The sequence below is a fragment of the Providencia sp. genome (assembly GCF_040396775.1).
Taxonomy (GTDB): Bacteria; Pseudomonadota; Gammaproteobacteria; order Enterobacterales; family Enterobacteriaceae; genus Providencia.
This window is the reverse complement of sequence record NZ_JBEBNT010000002.1, coordinates 145036-167323: the sequence shown is the minus strand read 5'-3', so window position 1 is coordinate 167323 and position 22288 is coordinate 145036. Positions and strand designations below refer to the sequence as shown.

Annotated in this window: 12 protein-coding genes; 5 read left to right on the top strand and 7 right to left on the bottom strand. The window is 39.6% G+C overall.

The genetic code is table 11. The features are described from left to right. Positions 1-30: 30 nt before the first annotated feature. Both dnaX and apt read right to left on the bottom strand, forming a co-directional pair. Entirely contained in the window at positions 31-1953 is a 1923-nt protein-coding gene (gene dnaX, locus ABWP91_RS03255; protein ID WP_353242012.1) for a DNA polymerase III subunit gamma/tau, read from the bottom strand. A 112-nt stretch (positions 1954-2065) separates the two neighbouring features. Further along, positions 2066-2617, bottom strand: coding sequence for an adenine phosphoribosyltransferase (gene apt / locus ABWP91_RS03250; RefSeq protein ID WP_219246132.1), 552 nt, complete (start codon positions 2615-2617; stop codon positions 2066-2068). 142 nt (positions 2618-2759) lie between these two features. Here apt and priC point away from each other — a divergent pair, with 142 nt between their 5' ends. Further along, on the top strand, positions 2760-3308 hold the full coding sequence (priC, locus tag ABWP91_RS03245) for a primosomal replication protein PriC (RefSeq protein ID WP_353242011.1): 549 nt from the start codon (positions 2760-2762) through the stop codon (positions 3306-3308). A gap of 29 nt (positions 3309-3337) precedes the next feature. After that, the gene (locus ABWP91_RS03240) at positions 3338-3511 is read left to right on the top strand and encodes a DUF2496 domain-containing protein (RefSeq protein ID WP_353242010.1); all 174 of its coding nucleotides are present in this window, start codon (positions 3338-3340) and stop codon (positions 3509-3511) included. Between the two features lie 6 nt (positions 3512-3517). On the opposite strand, the gene mscK is transcribed toward ABWP91_RS03240, so the two are convergent. The 3 genes from mscK to acrR all read right to left on the bottom strand — a co-directional run bounded on the left by mscK (position 3518) and on the right by acrR (position 8049). Beyond that, positions 3518-6916 carry a mechanosensitive channel MscK gene (mscK, locus tag ABWP91_RS03235; RefSeq protein ID WP_353242009.1) on the bottom strand — a complete coding sequence of 1133 codons (3399 nt, stop codon included), beginning with the start codon at positions 6914-6916 and terminating at the stop codon, positions 3518-3520. Positions 6917-7031: 115 nt separating this feature from the next. Then, positions 7032-7385 (bottom strand): DsrE/DsrF/TusD sulfur relay family protein, encoded by a 354-nt coding sequence (locus tag ABWP91_RS03230; RefSeq protein ID WP_353242008.1) that lies wholly within the window; start codon positions 7383-7385, stop codon positions 7032-7034. A 16-nt stretch (positions 7386-7401) separates the two neighbouring features. Further along, entirely contained in the window at positions 7402-8049 is a 648-nt protein-coding gene (gene acrR / locus ABWP91_RS03225; protein ID WP_353242007.1) for a multidrug efflux transporter transcriptional repressor AcrR, read from the bottom strand. A 134-nt stretch (positions 8050-8183) separates the two neighbouring features. Between acrR and ABWP91_RS03220 the strand changes: the two genes are divergently transcribed. The 3 genes from ABWP91_RS03220 (at position 8184) to ABWP91_RS03210 (ending at position 13673) form a co-directional block, all read left to right on the top strand. Continuing rightward, positions 8184-9371 (top strand): efflux RND transporter periplasmic adaptor subunit, encoded by a 1188-nt coding sequence (locus tag ABWP91_RS03220; protein ID WP_353242006.1) that lies wholly within the window; start codon positions 8184-8186, stop codon positions 9369-9371. A gap of 15 nt (positions 9372-9386) precedes the next feature. After that, positions 9387-12545: an efflux RND transporter permease subunit gene (locus ABWP91_RS03215; RefSeq protein ID WP_353242005.1), complete on the top strand. Its 3159-nt coding sequence runs from the start codon at positions 9387-9389 to the stop codon at positions 12543-12545. Between the two features lie 189 nt (positions 12546-12734). Further along, complete coding sequence (locus ABWP91_RS03210) at positions 12735-13673, top strand: two-partner secretion domain-containing protein (RefSeq protein WP_353242004.1); 939 nt, start codon at positions 12735-12737, stop codon at positions 13671-13673. A 66-nt stretch (positions 13674-13739) separates the two neighbouring features. On the opposite strand, the gene ABWP91_RS03205 is transcribed toward ABWP91_RS03210, so the two are convergent. Both ABWP91_RS03205 and ABWP91_RS03200 read right to left on the bottom strand, forming a co-directional pair. Next, positions 13740-15125 carry an SLC13 family permease gene (locus ABWP91_RS03205; RefSeq protein WP_353242003.1) on the bottom strand — a complete coding sequence of 462 codons (1386 nt, stop codon included), beginning with the start codon at positions 15123-15125 and terminating at the stop codon, positions 13740-13742. Between the two features lie 348 nt (positions 15126-15473). Continuing rightward, a complete protein-coding gene (locus ABWP91_RS03200) occupies positions 15474-22268 on the bottom strand; it encodes a TcdA/TcdB pore-forming domain-containing protein (protein WP_353242002.1) in 6795 nt (2264 codons plus the stop codon). Positions 22269-22288 lie beyond the last annotated feature (20 nt).

Sequence of the window (22288 nt, the reverse complement as noted above, 5' to 3'; positions counted from 1 at the left end):
GAGGCTACAGCTAAACATAAGACTGTAGCGTTAAACGGGGCGAATACTCTCTTCATCCAACTGCGCATCAAACATGGAACGCAGTTTTTGAATCGTTTTATCCGCAATAATAGACTGGCGAGCTTGCGCCAGTTTCTCTTCATAAATCGCCTGTCGCCATTCCAGCGGGGTTTTCACCTCGCTATTATCATCGTGAACGATTTTCAGTTCAACAGTACGACCATACAGTTCGCTCAGAGCCTCTTCCAGCGTTTTGTGTGCTGCCGGTTTATCAAGGTGTTTCTGAGCGGGACGCAAATGCAACACAATTTGCGACTCACTTAATTCTTCTATATATGAATTCAAAGCTAATTGTTCAACTAGCTTAGGAATATTTAATTGTGCAATTTTACCTGACCAGCTATCTCGCTCACGCCCTTCTTCGACAATTTTCACTGCTAATTCAGGGGTTTTCTCGTATTCGAGTGCCTCTTTAATCTCCGTTGGCGTTGTAACCGCCTCTTTCGGCTGCATGGCCGCTTCGTTTTGCGGCTTCCACTGGTACTGCTTCGGTTTTTCTGGTTTCGTAGACCCAGATGCCCTGTTTTCCACATTTTGTTGATGCTTGCTGGTCACGGCGGCCAGCCTTTCAAGTGCTGATGCCGCCGGCTTTGCCCTTTCAGACATCACCGGTTTAGCCTTTTTTGGGCTAGGATCCTCACTTTGTAGCGCCTGCCTTGCTTTAAGCAATTGCGCTGTCGGGCTATTTTCTGGCAAATTTTCTGAACGCGGCATCGCAGGTGCAACACGTTGCTGAGCGACAGGCTGATTTACAACTGGTGCTTGCTGCACAATTCTTGGGGGCGGTTCAATCTCTTCAATCACGTTCTTTGGGTGAAAAGCTAACGCCCGCAATAGCGTCATTTCAACTCCCATACGCCGCTCTGGGGCATACGGAAGCTCTTTTCTACCCACCAGCAATGTTTGGTAAAAAAGTTGCAAATCCGCAGGGGAAACCACTCTCGCTACTTGGCGTAAACGCCCTTCGGTTGAAGATGGGTCGGTTTCTTGTTCCGCAGGCAATAGCTGGATCATCGCAATGCGGTGCAGTTGCGATAAAATTTCGACTAATAAGTTTTCCCAATCAGCACCGCGACTTGCCGCATGCTCTACGTGGGTCATAACCGCAATGCTATCGGCTCTAACGAGGGCTTCAATAATGGCTAAAGGTTGCTCATCATCCAGCGTTCCTAACATTTGGCTGACAATGTCTGCGGTGACTTTGCCTTGCCCCATGGCAATGGCTTGGTCAGTTAAGCTTAATGCATCACGCAAACTGCCATCAGCAGCGCGAGCAATTAACTGGCGCGCCCGCTGGTCATGCTCAATATTTTCGGCATTGAGAATAACCTCCAGCTGTTCGCTAATTTGTGTCACATCCAACGCTTTAAGATGAAACTGTAAGCAGCGCGATAAAATCGTCACTGGCAGTTTTTGTGGATCTGTCGTTGCCAATAAAAACTTGACGTGCTCAGGCGGTTCTTCAAGGGTTTTTAACAGCGCATTGAAACTGTGCCGTGAAAGCATATGGACTTCATCGATAAGGTACACTTTAAAGCGCCCTCTCGCAGGTGCATATTGCACGTTATCCAGTAATTCACGGGTGTCTTCGACCTTAGTTCGCGAAGCGGCATCGATTTCAATCAGGTCAACAAAGCGACCTTGCTCGATTTCGAGGCAGTTTGCACATTGGCCACAAGGTGTTGCTGTGATCCCTGTTTCGCAATTGAGTCCTTTAGCAAAAAGGCGTGCGATCGTCGTTTTCCCAACGCCACGGGTACCCGAAAAAAGATAGGCGTGATGAAGCCGCTGGTGCGCCAGCCCATTAGCAAGTGCAGTCAAGACATGTTGTTGGCCAACAACGTCTGAAAATTTTTGAGGTCGCCACTTACGGGCAAGTACCTGATAGCTCATGGATCCCACAGTAATTTAATAATGATGTGTGAATAAAGGTAATCATAGTACATGCTACCACAGCCTCAACCTCTACGGCGAGACTGTGATAAAAATAGAGGGAAAATAAAGATTAATGGCCTGGGAATTCAACCAAACTGTATGAAGAAACGCCTTCTTTTTGTAAGCGTTCAACACCACCTAAGTCAGGCAGGCTAATGATGAATGCCGCATCGACCACATTTGCACCCAGCTGTTTGATCATTTTCACAGTTGCTTCAACTGTTCCGCCAGTCGCCAGCAGATCGTCAACCACCAGCACGTTATCTTCTGGACGAATGCTGTCTTTATGGATCTCTAGGGTATCGGTACCGTATTCGAGATCATAAGTCATACTTAATACTTCACGCGGTAATTTCCCTTTTTTACGAACAGGAACAAAACCCACGCCTAAACGTAATGCAACTGGTGCGCCGAATAGAAAACCACGCGCTTCAGTTCCTACAATTTTAGTGACGCCTTTGTTTTGGTAATGTTCAACTAACATATCAATCGTTGCTTGATATGCAGCAGGGTTATTTAACAAAGTCGTAATGTCACGGAAGATCACGCCTTCAATTGGATAATCTTGAATGGATGCGATACTTTCTTTAATCAATTGCAGTTGTTGCTCTTTAGCGGTCATAATAAAAGCCATGTAGTAAACACGAAAGTGTAGAATCTATGTAAAGTACCATAAAAATGCAATAAGCAGCCGCCTATTTGCAGTGAGTTTTGTTGCTGAATATCAATTTTCCGCGATTTTTCACATTTAATGAGAACAAAAAATGAAAATACAGGCTCTGTTGGATGCGTTAAAAAAGCAGATTGATGAGTTAGAAACCCGTGTCACCCCCATTAAAGATAATGAGTTTTCCCACTCCCGTTTTGATATGCAGCTGTTTAGCCATAAATCAACACGCTTGGGGGACTGCCAAAAAGAGTTGAATAACCTTTATCAGCAGTTATGCAACAGTGTCACACTGAACCACACAGAACAAGTCAATTTTCTCACCGAAAAAATTGTGCACCAAATGCAGGCCATTTCCCGAGAAATTTCAACGCAATCGTTGCGTGAAAAGGAATCATCCTTTACCAAGAAAAAGGAACAGGTTGATTTATATGAACGTTTATCACAACATCAGGACTATGAGCGCCGCTTACAAGCGATGGTCAGTGAAAAAGAACTTCAGTTATCAGGGCTAACAGATCACCGTTTACAGCATCAGTGCCAAAAAGAGCTCGCAACACTCGCAGGCCGTTTGTATCGTTGCCGACAAGCCCTTTTACGCATTGAAAAAGCCATAGAGCATCAAGAAAATCAATATTTTGAATAATTCGACACACTGCAATATAAGGAACACGAATGGACTCACTCAAAGACGCTCCCCTCGAAACACAGCTTGCCGTTGATTTGATTTACTTATTAGAAAATTCGGATATTGAAACCGATATTGTTCTTAAAGCCCTTGATATTGTTAAAAATGATTATGTTTTAAAACAGCAAAAGCAAGCAGTAGAAACCACTTACCTTGAATAACTCTAATTATTTTTCGTTATCATGACCGTTTTCTTTCGGGGAACGTTGCACTTCCTGTACTTCCTCCCCTTTATTATTGTGCAGATGAACTTCCAGCTGGTTAAAGGCGATATCAATGTCGTTTTCTCTGCACAGTTTATCAATCGCTCGATTCACTTCATCACTGGTCACGCTGCGATCGCCAATTTGGCGGACATAGAAGCGCAGTTCATGGTCTAACGTACTCGCACCAAACGTGGTGAAATAGACGCTCGGTGCAGGCTCTGTCATCACTTTGGCATTACTGGTGGCCGCAGAGAGTAACACACGCTTCACTTTGTCCAGATCCGAACCGTACGCTACGCCGAGTGAAATCGTGATCCGTGTAACCGTATCTGACAGGGACCAGTTGATCAGCCGTTCTGTAACAAACGCTTTATTGGGAATGATCACTTCTTTGCGATCGAAATCAACAATGGTGGTCGCACGAATACGAATTTTACTCACTGTGCCTGAATAGGTCCCGATGGTGACGGTGTCGCCTATGCGGATCGGTCTTTCGAATAAGAGAATGATCCCCGAAACAAAGTTCGCAAAAATTTCTTGTAAACCAAACCCTAACCCGACGGTTAAAGCGGCAGCTAACCATTGCAGTTTGTTCCATGTCACACCAATCATGCCGAGTGACGCAATTGCACCGATCCCCACGATAATATAAGTCAGTATTGTGGTGATGGCATAAGTTGACCCTTGCCTCAATTTTAAGCGTGATAAAACAAGTACTTCTAACAAGCCCGGCAAGTTACGCGTCATCACCCAAGCAACAATAATAATCACCACCGCTAAAATCAGATTGGCGAGTGTCACTGACTGAAGAATATTCGTACCTTCTGGAGAAACATCGGTATAGCGCCACAATTCTACGCTATCAAAAAACGAAAAAATCGTAATAAAATCAGACCAAATACCGTAAAACGCCAACGCAAAAATGATAAACAGCACCATGGTTGTTAAACGCAAAGATTGCTGGCTGATCAATTCAATGGTCATCGGCGGCTCTTTAATTGGTTCATTTTCCGCATCTTCCTGCGGTTCCTGCCTTTCTAGCCTTAATGCTTCACGGCGTTCGACTGCCCGTTGATAAGCCAGCTTGCGCGCCACCAGCGTCAAGCCCCTTAAGCAGGCGTTATAGGTGATGTACCAAAGCAACAACAAATACAAACTATCAAGCCAACGGTTTGCCAAACGCAGTGTGGTGTAATAGTAGCCGGCCATCATCAGCCCCACTAAAATAAGCGGGGAAAACGTCAATAATGTGATGACAATCGTCCGCGTTAAATGGCTGCCTTTCTCTTGCCAAACTTGTTTGCAAAATGGCACGGTAAAAATGCACAACAACAGTAGCGAAACGAAAACAATCAATTGCCCAATCACATCTTCTGAAACTTTCAATGGGTTGATAACTCCATAAGTTGAAAAGAAAATTAATGGGATCAACGGGATAGATAAACGCGACATACGCCGACGTGTTCGGGAGATAGTGCCTTGATCTATCCCAAAATGTTTCTGTGCAATGCCTTGGGGCTTCAAAATACGGAAAGTGAGTTCAAATAACGCCCAAAAAATGGCAAGTTGTTGGCAAAACTGCCAAAAGAACGGCCCTTGGACATTACCTGTTTTTAAGAACCAATAACCTACTGCCAATAATAATAAAGAGATAGGCAGGGTTTGCATCAATGTCAGTAAGATCGCAATTGGTGTACTCAAAATACTGTCATTACGCAGGCTCGATAAGCGTTGGTCAATCTCTTGTAAACGTCGGTTAATTTTGCGATGAAACCAAATAAAAATCACCGCAATCAATACCAGCGGGATCACCACTAACAATGAGTTTGTTACCCCGCGCTGAATACTGCGAGACGATAAACTGAAATCAAAGCTGCTGATTTGGGCTGCCGCGGCTTCTGGGAAGGTTTTAATCCACTCTACATCCATCGGTTTATTACTGTTCACCCAAAATATTTGCTGAGCTAATGTATTTTCAAGGGAGCTTACCACACTCAATAATTGGTTTTGGTCGAGCTGTAAGTTAATTGCTTGGGAAATTTGCCCACCCAGTTGCTGGTTTAGCTCATCTAACAAGCCACGCCTGACATCTAAAAGCTTGGTCAATGCTGCCTTATCATCTGTTGATAGTAATGATCCGTTACCCTGCTCTTCACCTGTTTTGACGGCCAGTTGGCTCTCTAAACCAGAGATGTAGTCATTAGGTTGATATAACGCATCACGCTGCTGATTAATATCAAACTGTTCAAGACGTAAATCCGCAATCGTCACTGGCAAGTTTTTAGTTAAAATATCTGGCGGTAAATCAATTTGCTGTTGGAATAAGATACGAGATAGCAATAAGCTCCCACGTAAAACGTTAATTTGCTCTTTCAAATTACGTTCTGACTGCGTCGCCCTTTCTAGCCATGCCTTAACGCGGATACCATTTTGTACCAGTTTATTACTCTCTTCAGTCACTTGGATCAACCGGTCGCTGAGCGCATTATTGATGGCGATTTCTTTTTGAATAACAGGGTTTTGCTGCGCTTGAATATCCGCTTCAGAAGTATTTAACGCTTCACGCACCGTTGATTGGGAATCATCTAAACGGCGGTTGCTGATAGCGGCTTGTAATTGTTGAACATGATCCTCAAGCTGTACAATATACGCAGCGGTATAATCACGTTGTTTTTGCAGAACATCTTGCAATTGCGTATTGGTTTGCAAAATACGTTTTTGGTACTCATTTTGTTGCTGCAAGAGATACTGCTCAACTTGCAGCATATCAACTTGAGATGGTCGCAAGCTTACTGAGTCATTAAGCGTACTGTTTAATTCATTACGAATTTCTTGTAACCGCCGCGCATTATCTAACATCAATGCTTGCGCGCGTTCTGGCTGGGTTTGTAAACCGATTAGTTGGCTATTATAGGTTGCGAGGTCGTTTTGTTCCGACTGTAAGTTTTCTAGGTAGGTTGCTTGTAGGGCTTCTAATTGGGAAAGTGAGCTATTTTTTATCTTTTCAGCAAATTGTGAAGCCTGTTGTTGGCTTTCATTTCTCACTTGTTGCAAGCCTTGAACGGCAATTCTTGACTCTTCACTTGTTCGATTGAGCTTTTTTTGCAGTTCTTCTGTTCTTTGTTCGAGCTTATCCAATTCATTATAAAAATCGGATGTTTTTTCTAAGTCCCCACGTACCAGTTTTTCTTCTTCACTTAAGCTACTTTTTTTACTTAATGCAGTGAGCGAACTTTTAATGTCGTTTTTACTAGGCAGGTTATTGGGAGTTAAAGCAAATGCAGAGTAAGAAAAAAATATCATTGCGAGTAACAACATAGCGCTAATAAAATACCGCTCTATTCTTTGTTGTTTTGTCATAATATTCCTATACCCACGCATATTCTTTCTTTTGTTCCAGCTTTATTCAGAAAAGCAAAGTGCCAGTAACACATAACCAGCACATACGATTAGGCTAACATTTTAAACCAACAAATTAGAATGTTAAGACTTTATCTGAGGTTAATGTCCAGCTAGCCAGTTCCACTAATGTGCCAACTTCAACGCCATCCGCTAAAGTTAACTCACTGATACCACGGGCATCAGTACATGTTTTACATAATTTAACAGGCACACCTTGAGCCGTTAAAATTTCTAACATTTGCTGAAGGTTGTAGCCTTCTTTCGGTTTTTGAGCTGCTAAACCGGCGGAAACTGCATCTGACATTAAAAAAATTTTTAAATCTAAGTCTGAATCTTGCTCTTTTAACGTAATAGCAAGGCGCAAGGAGTTGAATAAGGTTTCACTACCGTATGGCGCGCCGTTGGCGATAATCAGAATAGAGGCCATCTGTTACTCCAGTTTATTATATTTGAGTGGGTTTAAGTCGTATTGCTGGGTTACACTTTAACGTCTCTAATAGTGTATCAACCAACTTTACCGTATGTTGATTTATATTAAAGTTATCGGATTGTAATAACCAGTTTTCTAATAAACCTGACATTAATGAACGGATCATAATAGCAGCGCATTCAACATCAAGGTCAGCAGGTAACTGGCCTGCATCGATACATGCTTGTAAGTTATCAACAATACGACACTGGCTTGCCACATAATTAGCCCGTTTAAAGTCGACTAATTCCGCCATCTCACCCACTAATTCGCATTTTAAAAAGAAAATTTCCATCAACGCACGGTTTTTGGGGTTGTCGATGAAGTCGGTCAAAATAAAAACTAATAATTCTCTTAGTATTGAAAGTGGATCATTGGTATATTTAGAACGATAATATTCTTCAGCTTGGATTATTTGGTTGTCACCAAACTCGCAGGCCTGATAAAAGAGATCAACTTTATTTTTAAAATGCCAATATATTGCACCTCGGGTTACCCCCGCTGCTTTTGCAATATCGGCTAATGATGTGGCTGAAACTCCTCGCTCAGAGAATGTTTTGATGGCAGCATCTAATATTTCCTGACGGGTTTCTTCAGCCTGTTGTTTAGTTTTTCGTGCCATTGTGACCCGTTTCTATCGAAAGCTGATTTACATACATTCGTGTATGTTTGTACTATAGCACAGTGATAAATCATATTGTTTACCATTTTTCTTATTTTTGTTTTGAACTCATATTGATTAATTGAGGTTAACTTATGCGAAAAAACAGAGGGGTGTTACCTCTGGCTCTGTTGGTTCTTTCAGGTGGCTTAGCTTTATCAGGTTGTAACGATGAACAACAAGGTGGCGGAGAACGCCCGGCGCCTGAAGTAGGAATTGTTACGCTGAAAGCCGAACCTCTGACTCTCAAGACCGAGTTACCAGGCCGTACATCTGCATTCCGTGTTGCTGAGGTCCGCCCACAAGTGAGCGGCATCATTTTAAAACGTAACTATAAAGAAGGTAGCGACGTAGAAGCGGGGACATCTTTGTATCAAATTGATCCTGCTCCTTTCCAAGCAACCTATGACAGTGCAAAAGCAGAACTTGCAAAAGCGCAAGCGAATGCAAATATCGCGGCGCTGACGGTTAAACGTTATAAACCATTGTTAGGGACGAATTACATTAGTCAGCAAGAATACGACCAAGCGACTTCAACTTATGCTCAAGCACTTGCTGCCGTTAAAGCAGCGGAAGCCGCTGTTGAAAGTGCACGTATCAACCTGAACTATACCAAAGTAACCGCACCAATCAGTGGCCGTACTGGCAAATCGAGTGTGACTGAAGGGGCGTTGGTCTCAACAGGCCAAGCGACTGAATTAATGCGTGTTCAGCAACTTGACCCTATCTATGTTGACGTAACGCAATCGAGCGATGATTTCCTACGTCTAAAAAATGAGATAGCACAAGGTGCTGTACAAAAAGAAACTGGTCAGGCACCTGTTAGTTTAATTAACAATAATGGCCAAGAATACGCACAAAAAGGTGTTCTCGAGTTCTCTGATGTCACCGTTGATGAAACCACAGGTTCCATCACAATGAGAGCCGTTTTCCCTAACCCGAACAAAGAGTTACTTCCGGGAATGTTTGTCCGTGCAATTTTAGAAGATGGCGTTGTTGAAAATGCAATTCTGGTTCCTCAACAAGGGTTATCGCGTACTGCTCAAGGCACCTCTCAAGTCATGGTTGTTGGCGCAGAGAACAAAATTGAAGTCAGAACGGTTAAAGCAGGACAAGCGGTTGGCAACAAATGGCTGATTAAAGATGGTTTAAAAGCAGGTGATCGCGTTGTCGTCATTGGCTTACAAAAAATCAAACCAGGAATTGTTGTGAATCCTAAGGAAGCAAACTTAGAAACGCAATCCATAGACAATCAGGCTAAACCTGAAGAAAAGTCTAAATAAGGGAGCGGCTGATTAATGCCTAAGTTTTTTATAGAAAGACCAATTTTTGCGTGGGTAATTGCGATTATCACCATGCTTGCTGGTCTGTTGGCAATTATCCAGTTACCTGTTTCTCAGTACCCGACCATCGCACCGCCGGCTGTTTCTATTTCAGCTAACTATCCGGGAGCGGATGCCGAGACGGTACAAAACACAGTAACTCAGGTTATCGAACAGAATATGAACGGTATCGATAACTTGGTATATATGTCATCGAGCAGTGACTCATCAGGTTCTGCAAGCATTACGCTTACTTTTGAAGCAGGAACTGATGGTGATATCGCGCAAGTACAGGTGCAAAATAAATTGCAACTGGCGATGCCATTGCTGCCACAAGAAGTTCAGCAGCAAGGTATTAGTGTCGATAAATCAACAAGTTCGTTCTTAATGGTTGCAGGTTTCGTGTCTAACGATGGCTCGATGGGCCAATATGACATTGCCGACTATGTAGGTTCGAATATTAAAGACCCATTAAGCCGTGTAAATGGTGTGGGTGAAACGCAGTTGTTTGGTACCCAATATGCGATGCGTATTTGGTTAAAACCTGAGCAGCTTGTTAAATACAACATGACGACAACCGATGTCATTAATGCTATCAAGGTTCAAAATAACCAAGTCGCAGCAGGGCAGCTCGGTGGTTCACCGTCAATTGCAAACCAACGTTTAAACGTCTCAATCATTGCGCAGACACGTTTAAACAACGTAGAAGAGTTTTCGAATATCTTACTACGTGTTAACCAAGACGGTTCGCAAGTTCGTATTAAAGATGTTGCTGACGTTCAGTTAGGTGCAGAAAACTACAGTACAATTGCACGCTTTAACGGAAAACCCGCAGCGGGTATTGGTATCAAACTGGCAACAGGTGCGAACGCGTTAGATACGTCTAACAACGTACGTGCTGCGCTGGAAGAGATGAAACCGTTCTTCCCACAAGGGTTAGAAATCGTTTATCCGTATGATACAACGCCATTCGTTAAAATCTCGATTAACGAGGTTGTTAAAACGTTAGTTGAAGCAATCATGTTGGTTGTTGTGGTTATGTATTTGTTCCTTCAGAACATTCGTGCCACATTAATTCCAACAATTGCCGTTCCAGTTGTCTTGTTGGGTACATTTGCCATCCTATCGGCGTTTGGTTACTCGATAAACACCTTGACCATGTTCGCGATGGTACTCGCCATCGGTCTACTCGTCGATGATGCCATCGTTGTTGTAGAGAACGTTGAACGTGTTATGCAAGAAGAAGGCTTATCACCGAAAGAAGCGACCAAAAAATCAATGGGTCAAATCCAAGGTGCGTTAGTTGGTATTGCAATGGTTCTGTCTGCGGTATTCGTCCCAATGGCCTTCTTTGGTGGCTCAACAGGGGCAATTTACCGTCAGTTCTCGATTACCATTGTATCGTCCATGATCCTGTCAGTTCTGGTGGCCATGATTTTAACACCGGCACTGTGTGCCACGATGTTGAAGCCAATTGAAAAAGGCAGCCATGGTAGTCAAAAAGGGTTCTTTGGATGGTTTAACAGAACGTTTGAAAAACAAGCTCACCACTACACAGACAGTGTAAGCCGCATGCTTAACGGCACAGGCCGTTACCTTGTAATTTACCTGATTTTAGTGGCAGGCATGGCACTCATGTTTGTTCGTTTACCGTCTTCTTTCCTACCTGCGGAAGACCAAGGTGTATTCCTGTCAATGGTTCAATTACCGCCAGGATCAACACAAGAACAAACCCAAGCCGTGTTGGATGAAGTCACTAACTACTACCACACTGACGAAAAAGACAATGTTGAATCAGTCTTTACTGTTGGGGGCTTTAGCTTTGCGGGTCAAGGTCAAAATATGGGTCTTGCCTTCGTCGTTCTGAAAAACTGGAGCGAACGTAAAGGTGATGAAAACCACGTTGATGCGATTGTACAACGCGCTAATATCGCGATGTCACAAAAACAAGAGGCGCTGATATACGCCTTTAACCTACCCGCGATTGTTGAGTTAGGTACCGCAGACGGTTTTGACTTCGAGTTAGTGGATAAGGGTAACTTAGGGCATGATAAGCTGATGCAAGCACGTAACCAATTACTTGGTTTAGCGGCTCAACATCCAGAAATGCTCCAAGGTGTTCGTCCTAATGGGCAAGATGATACGTCACAATACCGTGTCTACATTGACCAACAAAAAGCACAGGCACAAGGTGTCGCAATTAGCGATATTAACGCAACACTCAGCTCCGTCTTTGGTGGAAGCTATGTGAACGACTTTATCGACCGCGGTCGTGTTAAGAAAGTTTACGTACAAGGTGATGCCGAAAGTCGTATGTTGCCATCAGATATTAGCAACCTATATGTTCGTAATAACCAAGGTAAAATGGTTCCATTCTCTGCTTTCTTAGATGAGTCCAAAGACCCTTGGAAGTTTGGTTCACCACGTTTAGAACGTTATAACGGTGTGCCAGCAATGAACATTCAAGGCCAAGCAGCACCAGGTCAAAGTACCGGTGATGCGATGCTATTGATGGAAAAACTAACAACTGAAAACCTACCGGAAGGTATTGGTTATGAGTGGACGGGTATGTCCTATCAGGAACGTTTAGCAGGTAACCAAGCCCCTGCTCTGTATGCGATTTCCTTGATAGTGGTATTCCTCTGTCTGGCAGCACTTTATGAAAGCTGGTCAGTACCGTTCTCCGTTATGTTAGTGGTTCCACTGGGTATTATCGGTGCATTACTCTTCACCAGCGTCCGTGGTTTAGATAATGACGTTTACTTTAAGGTTGGCTTGTTAACAACCATTGGGCTCTCGGCGAAAAACGCAATCTTGATTGTTGAATTCGCCAAAGATCTGATGGAGAAAGAAGGTAAAGGGTTAGTTGAAGCAACGCTAGATGCCGTTAAGATGCGTTTACGACCAATCCTGATGACATCATTAGCATTTATGTTAGGTGTTATCCCGCTAGTGTTTAGTAATGGTGCAGGTTCTGCATCTCAGAACTCAGTTGGTACGGGTGTTCTGGGAGGTATGTTTGCTGCAACCTCACTGGCTATCTTCTTTGTTCCCGTCTTCTTTGTGGTGATCCGTCGCCGCTTCTCTAAGAAGTCTGAAGACATTGAACACAGTCATCCACCTGCAGCGCACTAATTGCTGATAGGTAGCATAATGATAGGAGCCACAGAAATGTGGCTCTTTTTTTTATCCTTAACTCAACACAGTTACCCTGTTTTGATTGTTTCTATCAATCCCATTCTATTTTTTGATTGCTTTGAAAAATGCATTCCCCCTTATACTCGTTAGCGATTAAGGGATTTTTTAATAGCAGGGAGCTGATAAATGAAATCAATAACACCACACACAATCACTGTTTTTTTCTTATTTTCACCACTCATCACTAACGCAAATGAGCTCAGCATTGATAAAGCCAAAATCATTAATATCAATGCTCCGCTAAAAAACCATATTTCATTCAATACATTTGAAACCTTATCTTCAAATGAACATGGTTTAGTTTTTAATAATGATATAGCCAGTAATAACAACCTGAGTGATAAGGCAGCAAAGTTAATACTCGCAGAAGTGACAGGCACCGAAGAAACGCAAATTCAAGGGGTCTTGGGTATCAAGGGGCAACGTGCAAACCTGGTTATTGCAAACCCAAATGGCATTTCGTGGAAAAAAGGCGCGATAAATAATATCAATAGCCTGTCTTTAATTGCAGGGAAATTAGAACAACAATACACTAGAAACAAAGAAAATAAGAAACAACTCGACCCTAAAAAACAGGAGGATTACAGTAACCTTAAATTTTCAACCCAACCGGCTGGGCTCGTCAGCATAAGCCAACAACAAGGCAATCCAATTCAGCTATCTAAAATGAATATTTTTGCCGATCAAATAAAACTGCAAAATAACCTCAATATCAATGCTGCCTTGCAAAACTACATCAGTGCGTCAGGCAGTGGAACACTTTCTCCCAGTGAAGGTGTGGTAAAACACAGCACTAAATTCAAAACAGATGTCCCTTATTTTCAAGGAAATCACTTTGAGTTAAGTGAACAAGCGAAATTAACAGGGCACACCGTAATGTTAGAAAGTCATCAATATCAATGCACTAATGATTTTCTTTGCCCTCAAAATAAAATCGATATACAGGGGATAATTAAAGCGATGAATTTTTCGTTGCGTGGCAACAGTGAAATTACAGTTACAAATACAGGAGTTATTCAGATAGGGAAAAATCAACAAGCACTTGTCGCACGCCCCCCTCAATAATATCAAAATGCAACACAACAATGTAAAGCGGCCTCAAAGAAGAGGCCGTAAGGTATATTTTTTGAATTACATCCAGAAAAACCAAGCAAATAATGAAATCACAATGATACAAGCGACATTCAGTACCGCTCCGACTCTCACCATTTCTATTTGGCGAATATAGCCCGAACCAAACACAATTGCATTTGGTGGTGTTGCGACTGGCAACATAAAGGCACACGAAGCACCGATACCAATAATCATTGTCAGCACAATTACTGGCATCCCCAATGCTTCAGCCACAGTTGCAAAAATAGGCACTAATAACGCAGCACTCGCAGTATTACTGGTGAATTCTGTCAAAATAATGATAAACGTTGTTACCGCTAAAATGATAACAAACCAATGGCTTTGACCAAATGTCAGCTGCATCCAATCCGCCATAATTTTACTTGCACCAGAAGAGCTTAAAATGGCACTCAGTGTTAGACCACCACCGAATAACATTAATACCCCCCACTCTGTATTTTTTTGGATCTGAGACCAGCTTGCAACACCCGTAACACAAATAAGAATTGCGGCACTCATTGCAATGATGGTGTCTAAATCTTTTACACCGCCGAATGCGTCGCTTATGAAAGTACTGGTGATCCAGCAGACTACTGCTAACAAAAATATGACCATTGCAGTAATGCGTTTGCCGTTCCACTGAACATGCTCTAATTCAATTTCAAAGCGGTGCTTAAGGTTTGGGCGCAGCATCATGTACATTAAAACAAACATCATTGGCAATAAGACAACCATAATTGGAATGCCATATTTCATCCAAGACAGGAAATCCAAACCTAAAGCAGAAGCTGCAATGGCATTTGGTGGGCTACCAACAATCGTTCCTAATCCACCAATACTCGCACTGTAAGCGACCCCTAGTAGCACAAATACAAATGTATTACGTTCATGGCGGACATCAAGATTGGATAGAATACCGAGCACAAGCGGTAGCATCATTGCCGCCGTTGCTGTATTACTGATCCACATTGAAAGGCCCGCTGTTACACCAAACAACAGCAATACGGCAACAGAAAGGCGCCCACGCGCAGCCATTAATAGGCGATTCGCAATAAGCCTATCTAAGCCTTGGATGTGCAAAGCTGTTGCTAATGCAAATCCACCGAAAAATAAGAAAATGATTGGGTTTGCAAAGGATTTAAGCGCATCCCCTGTGTTCATTAAACCCAGTCCCACCGCTAAAATAGGAATACATAACGCAGTCACAGTGACGTGTATCGCTTCAGTAAGCCAAAGCACACCAATAAATACCATCAAGGCTAGCCCTGCATTTGCTTTTTCATCAAAAGGTAGGTATTTCAAAAGTACAATTAGCAGCACAATATCAATCGCTAAAATAATCCACCCACGCTTATTTGCGGGGGTTGGACTAACTGCCGGCGTCAAAGATTCAGAAGCATCCATGTAAAACTCCATAGCTCGGAAGAAATTATTTTCGAGTATTATTGTTAATATTTATTTACGAGGTCTGAAATATAGAGTTAATTGAATGGAATGAAAATGTGTTGTAGCCAAAAGTGCGATCCATGCCGTGTAATTTGCTATGTTTTACCTTAAACTCCAAAAAACCGAACTATATAATCGCAAAAAACGAAGATTTAAATTTTAAAATAATCATTAAATCCAATATAAATCGCCATTTAAAACCTTCAAAAAAACCAATATAACCGACTGATTTCTATGAAAATAAACCTATTCATTTTTAATATTAATTTATTAATATAAAAACCAGTCAAAAATCATATCTCTTTACTACCCTTTGTTAGCGGGTAAAAGTGGTGGCATTAAACTCAATACGCGTTCTGGAGGAAAAAAAGCAACAGAATCTTGTTGAGATAATTCAGTATCAAAATTAAATGCTGTTATTTTTTCAATAATTAACTGAGTTTGCTGCTCACTCTGTGAAATAACATCGCCTTGTTGTGTGTTAAATAAACCCTCTGATTGTATTGTGCCACTGATAAATTCACTCAAACTCATAGAGTATGATTGGTTGTGCATCCTTATATTCAAATGGTTATGCGTTTTAGATTGCTCACCAAATACCTGCCTGATGATTAATGACGTCGATGAGTGCATATCAAAAATCACTAAGTCATCATTCTGGCGTAACGTTATAAGCGATTGTTGATTTAGTGGAGGTAAAATGAGTAAATCATCTTTTTCATCATAGCTGTCATTGTCAATAATAATCGTTTGGTAATTTAACCATGCCTCTTGGGTAATTAAATAGCTATCTTGCCCTTCCCCACCACTTAAAATGATATTTTTCACATTTTTTATTATTGATGGGCTCAAAATATCATGTTCTTTCCCACCTTGAATAATCAAAGATGAACTTAGATGATTAGGATTAGTAGATTGGCTATTTATCAGATCAATGTAAAATATTTCTCCACTTTCAGCAGACATTAATAAACCATCTTCAAGCCGTTCGACTTTTTTAAATTGATAATTAGGGTAAAGATCAATTATAGAAGGTAAATCAGCAGGGTTATTCAGTATTGAGCCCTCAGAAAATGCAACAATGAGTTCCTTTTCTGTTGCAAAGTATTGTTCATATATTTTTTTTTGCTTTTTATCAAAGATTAATCCTCCCGAATGAGTTGTATTCATACCTAAAAATTGCAGTTCATTTTCTGAAGAAAGTTGATGCGCAATGATTATTTTTCCTTGAACACTCCAAGCCGGGAGTATTTTTTCATTATCAACACTTTTAATACCAAGTAAAGCAAGAGCAGGCTTATCTCGATAAATATATTCTAAGTCTCGCCACCAGTATGCATGATCCTTAAACCATTTATCATTCAATGCAACAATGGATGAATCTCCATTTGCATTTAACTGGCTAACGACACCAAAGCTATCAATAAGTAGCAAGTTCCCTTTCCATGTAAACACACTCTCTAAATTTGGCGTATACATAAACCATGCTGAAGGTTTAATCACATTTAAGACATCTTGCCCAGCGCCTTCTTGCCGATATAGTGATTTTTGCGTATCACTATAGAAGTAAAAAACTTCAATACCGTCACTATCAAACAATGAAGTAACTAAATGTAAGTCTTCGGGAATTGCCCAGTGGCTTTGCTTCAACGTACGATCAACAGGAAAATGGCCAAACCCTAATGATGCTGATAGGTTAGGCTTAATCAGTTTATTATCTTGTGGCCTGATCCAGTAGCGGTGTTGAGTTTGATTATGGTCACTTCCAGATATCATCACTAAGTTTGCTAAGTTTGAGTTCTTTAAATCTGATATTACAATATTATTTTTATTATCAATTAAATAATTTTTTAAAATTTCCTCTGGTTCAACTTCCTCTAATTGAGTATGTGTACTGGCTAAATAAACGAGTGTTTCAGGCGTTGAAACGATACTCACTAATTCAATATTATTTTCTACAATTTGGTAGTTTGCCACCTCCAATGAGTCTTGATATCGACAAGAAAAATAAATGATTTTTTCTTCTGGCCAAACTTTTAAAATATTCAAATTACGAGATATTTTATTTTCTAACCGATATTCAAAAAGAATGTTTCCATTGTTAAGATCTGTAACCCAAATCAAAGGAGATTCTAATGAATAAAAAATAGCCTTATCATTTCTAACACCCGCTAGTAACGCATTTTTTTTCTCTGTTTCAATTGAGTGTGTAAATATTACTTTTTCCGTTTTTACATCAAAGTAAGCCCGCCCTAAATTATTTCCATGGTGCTGGTAATTTTCAATAATAACATATTGTTGATGTGACTTTTGATCTTGGGCTAAGGTATGTAAGTATGCACCAAAGCCCTTTATATTATCTTTCCATGTATCTTCATCAACACTCACCGTTTTAATTGATTTTGTTTTAAACTCTATCTCATTTATTTCATTGCCATTTTTAACAATATAATATTTGCTTCCAGAATTTTTATTCTCAATATGAATATCAACATCTCCAATTCTAACCCTATCTTCAAATATTTGAATACGTTCATCTTTGATTTCTTTTGAATTAATAAACCATTGAGATGGAGTTTGATCAACTGGGCTATCTGATAGTAATATTTTAACGCCCTCATTAAGATTAACGATATACTTACCGCCTCTACCTTCCAATCTATAATCAATAAGCCCCTGCCACTCTTTTGGCAAAGTAGGTATAATTAAATTACGTTTTTTAGTATCTAATTTAACGGTTATAGGGGTGTTTACATACTCATGATAAATGTGGGTAATTGTATTTTCACTTGGGAAGATATAAAAGTCATAATCAAAATTATCAGTTTGCTCTAGCCTACGAATAACATCAAAGCCATTATCGTGCCTTGTCGTAGCTCCTGGCCATAAATTATAATCATATTTAATATATGATTTTGGCGTGATTGGCAAAAAGAGGCTTTCTTGTGAAGAGAAATCTACCATGTGATTGCTATTTGCATAGCCTATTCCAGTACGAATATTAATTGCTTGCTGCCTATCATGCACCATAGTTGGAAAATTACCCGCCCAAAAAAGATAATTCTTCCGCCCACCCCCTGATGATTTTTCACTTGTACGGTAAATATACTGGCTATCAAACTCAATTTGGTTCGTTTCTAAATCTACCGTTTTAAACACCGCACCAAATTTAGGTATTAAAACTTTATTATCTTTCGAGTATTCATATCCATTGCCTTGGTATGCATTATCCAAAGCGCTAAAATACAAACCAACCGCCTTGGCATCTTCACCAATAATAGCAAAATTACGCACAAGTGCAGTAAACCCTATACCAAGACCTGCAACAATAACACCGACTCCACTTAAAGAGGCTGATACCGTCGAATAACCAAAAGCATCTGCTCCTATAGCTACACTACTTGTCAAAAAACTAGCTGAATCAAAAGCCAATTGCGTTCCAAATGTAATTGTTTGTGGTTCGTTTTCAGCTTGCGTCATTTCGTAAACATCAAACCCAATTAAGGCTCCATTAAAAAATGTTGATAGACCTTCATTTGCAACCTTAGCCAGTGAAGATGAAAAAATAGTCATTGAGGATGCCACAGATTTATTCTGGTACCTCAGTGCTGTTTTAACAAGTTCTGCCATATGAGCAACATCTTTTGCGGTACTATGGGCGATTAATGCATAGTTAAGATAAGTGTGAATTTTTAAAGCCATCGCTAGATTTGATGTATCTGAAGTCTCTGTGTTTACATTCCGATTTCTATCTTCCACCCATTGAATGATAGATTGAATCGCAATGCCTGCATTCAATCCATCAATAGAATCACCTTCAGCACTTTCAGGCTTTAATTTAAACTCCTCTTCGATAAGATGGTAATAACGACCAAACTCCATCATTTTATCTAAGCTATATTGGTGAAAATCTTTAAATGTTTTATCCGTTGTTTCAACCCACCGCGTCAGGCTTGGATCATCTAAATGGATAAGTTGAAGACGATAATGGCCCTCTTTGACTTCCTCTACATTATAAAATAAAGGAAGCCATCGACCATCAAGTTCGTTTTCTACCGATAATTTAAATGTTGCCTCATGAATTTTTTCTGCCCACTGATTTGCATCTAAGATCATTAATGACCTTTTTAATTGCAAATCTTGGTATATTTCATCTTGGTTTTTTAATATTAATCTTGCTTTATTCTGCCTAGTTTCTATTGTTGTAAGATCATCATTTTCGCTTAAATTTTCAACTGTAAGCTGGCTACCTATTGGGACACGCCCCATTTTGTTGGTATCGATATAAACGAGATTAAAAGCGGGTTTCCCATCTATATCAAACGCGGAATAATACGGTGCAAATTTTTTTTCAATAAAAAACTTTCTCACTGCCTCAAACAAACTTTGGTTATCATCAAATGCAAAAACACCAAAATTAGGATCATAAAAATAGTAAGTTTTCTTCCCTTTTTCTATTCTTTTTCCCAACATCATTGAATGATTATTACTATTTAATGCAAACATCATTGTTTCATCACGAACATCTAATATCTCTTGAATCTTATTCAGCCCCATTTTTCCATAGGAAAAAGAAGCCTCTACAGCATCGGTATTTGAGTGTAAGTTTTTCAGCCCCTCTTTTAAGAAAACAGAGTTTTTATCATCTGGATTTGCAGCTGCGACATAGAGTTTATCAATTAGCTTATCTGCACCATTTTGTCCATCTTTTGCCAATGCAACAGACATTGCTCTAACGAGAGGATAACAGCGCCCACCTGATTCACTTTTAATAACAGATAAATAAAAATCTTGTGGTATTAGTCGGTTCGCTTTGCTGCCATTTTCATAAAAAAACTCGCTAATTTTTCCCGTTTCGGTAAGAATTTTATCAATATATTCGGCATAACCAGCCTCTTGAATCCGCCGATATAACGCACCTTTTTCTTTTGCAGAGAGTTCAGCTATCACATATCGTTTTTTTAATTCCCAAGATGTTGATGCCCTATCAATCCCATTAATAATAATATCTTTATAATTTTCCATTCCCTCATGAAACTCATGACTAAATTCACTATTTTTTGATGTTTTATGTAAGTATAATAAATTCTCATAACGCTCAATGATTGTTAATCGACCATATTCCTCTGTTTTAGATGACGAAGAGCCTGACTTATATCCTCTAACAACAAAGTCCATGCCTTTATTTTTTTTAAGTAATTGCAAATAGAAAGCATATTCAACCTCAAGTAAACTTGAGTATATTTCATTAAATTGTTTATTTTTTATGGTATCTAGAACTTGATTAACGTCAAGCGCCGCCTTCATATCAGCAATAATATTTTCATCATTAATTCTCTTCAAGTTTAATTCTATACTCTTTATTCTATTTTTTAACTCATCTGATCTCACTTGAACTTTTCTTTTTACTTCATTAGCTAGATTTAGCCAATGAGTAGAGCTAGTTGAGTTTTTATCCGACGTTGAGTATTCTTCTGCTGTAGAAATATAGACATCTAACTTTTTTGAAAAAATGTTTAATTTTTCATGCATATTATTTCGATAAAGATTAAATTCAGCTATTTTCTCATCTAAAGAATAACTTCCAGCTGATTTAACGTTAACATTGTTAGGCTCAAAAATAAGCCCTTCATATTCATTCCTATTTTGAATAACTATTTTCCAATCACTAACATCAAAATATAAAAAAATAAAATTATCACCGTTGATTTCACTTTTATAATCACGTTCATCTATCGCCATGACAACATTATCGTAAAGTAAGGAACTATTATAACGAGCGTCATAATAAACCCTGTATTTCTCAGCATTTAATTCCGTCACGATAACCGAGCCTTTTTTAACCTCACTTAAAAATAAAAAATCGTAATCTGGTGCGGTCTTTTTTATATCAATATAATTAGAGAAGCCCTTATCAGATTCCTTCGAACTGGTATCTAAGAAGTAACTATTGAGTGAATATGAAAGATCTGGATGGTAGGTTTCATCAACATACTTTATTTCATATTCAGATCCTTCATTACGATAAAATACAATTTTTCCACTTTCAGGTATTTCTTTTATATCATTAAGGTAACTCGCATTAATTTTATATGCATAGCAAAATTGTTCAGGGTTTAATACAAACTGCTGTATATCTCGACTTGGCTGTATTATACTTACTTCTAAGCTTGGGTCACTCAACCCTATTTTCAAAAATTTATCTTTAATAGTCTGAGAAATAAGAGCTGGGTCTTTAGGGTCATAGCCAAAGCGTTGTAGTGTTCTTGGTAATGTATTTTTTAATTTTTCACCTGTAAGTAACGACTCAGTAGTAGCCTTCGCCATCATTAATGCCCTTGATTCACCATGGCTGCTCGATTGCCCCTCGACTGTCTCTGAATAGGAAATCCCTGTCGTTAGCCTTTTCATACCCGTTGGCGTATGCTCAATGAGTGCATCTGAAGGTAAGAGTAGTTTTAATTGCTGACCCACTTCTTTCGCTGATTCAACACTTGCTTCTGATAAATAAATAACTGCTTGATCAGTTCTGTTGCCTAATTTTCTTGGCCCCATAATTTTAGCTTGAGTAACTCTTTTTTGTGGGTCATTGTCATATAAATTAATTAACGCAGCCGCTAAATTATCATAATTTTGTTTATTAACATTAACTGTTAATCGAGCCATTAATTTAGAACTTCCTAAATAACGTTGCCGATAATCTTTTGGTAAAATACGATATGCGCTGGCACTTAATAGCTTTTCTTGATTTAGCTTAAAAAAAGATTCTTCATTTTGCCCTTGAACTTTAATATTGATCTTTTTTCTGACATCTGAATTGAGAAGTAATTTAAATTTTTCTAGAAATAATTTTCTTTCTTCAATATTTAACCTAGATACTTCTGAAGGTGTATCATTACTATATAGATGATAAATAATGTCTGTGATTTTATCTTCAATATATTTCTTTTTTGCTCTTAGTGTTGAGTTCCAATTAAAGTTATTATTCTTATAGCCGACTTTAACCTCTCTAACTAAGTCTATAATTTCCTGATCAGTTTTTGCTTTACCCCTTCCCAATCTTGCAATTGCGAGCAATGATTTATAACATTCCGTTTCCATAGATTTATCCTTTAATATTA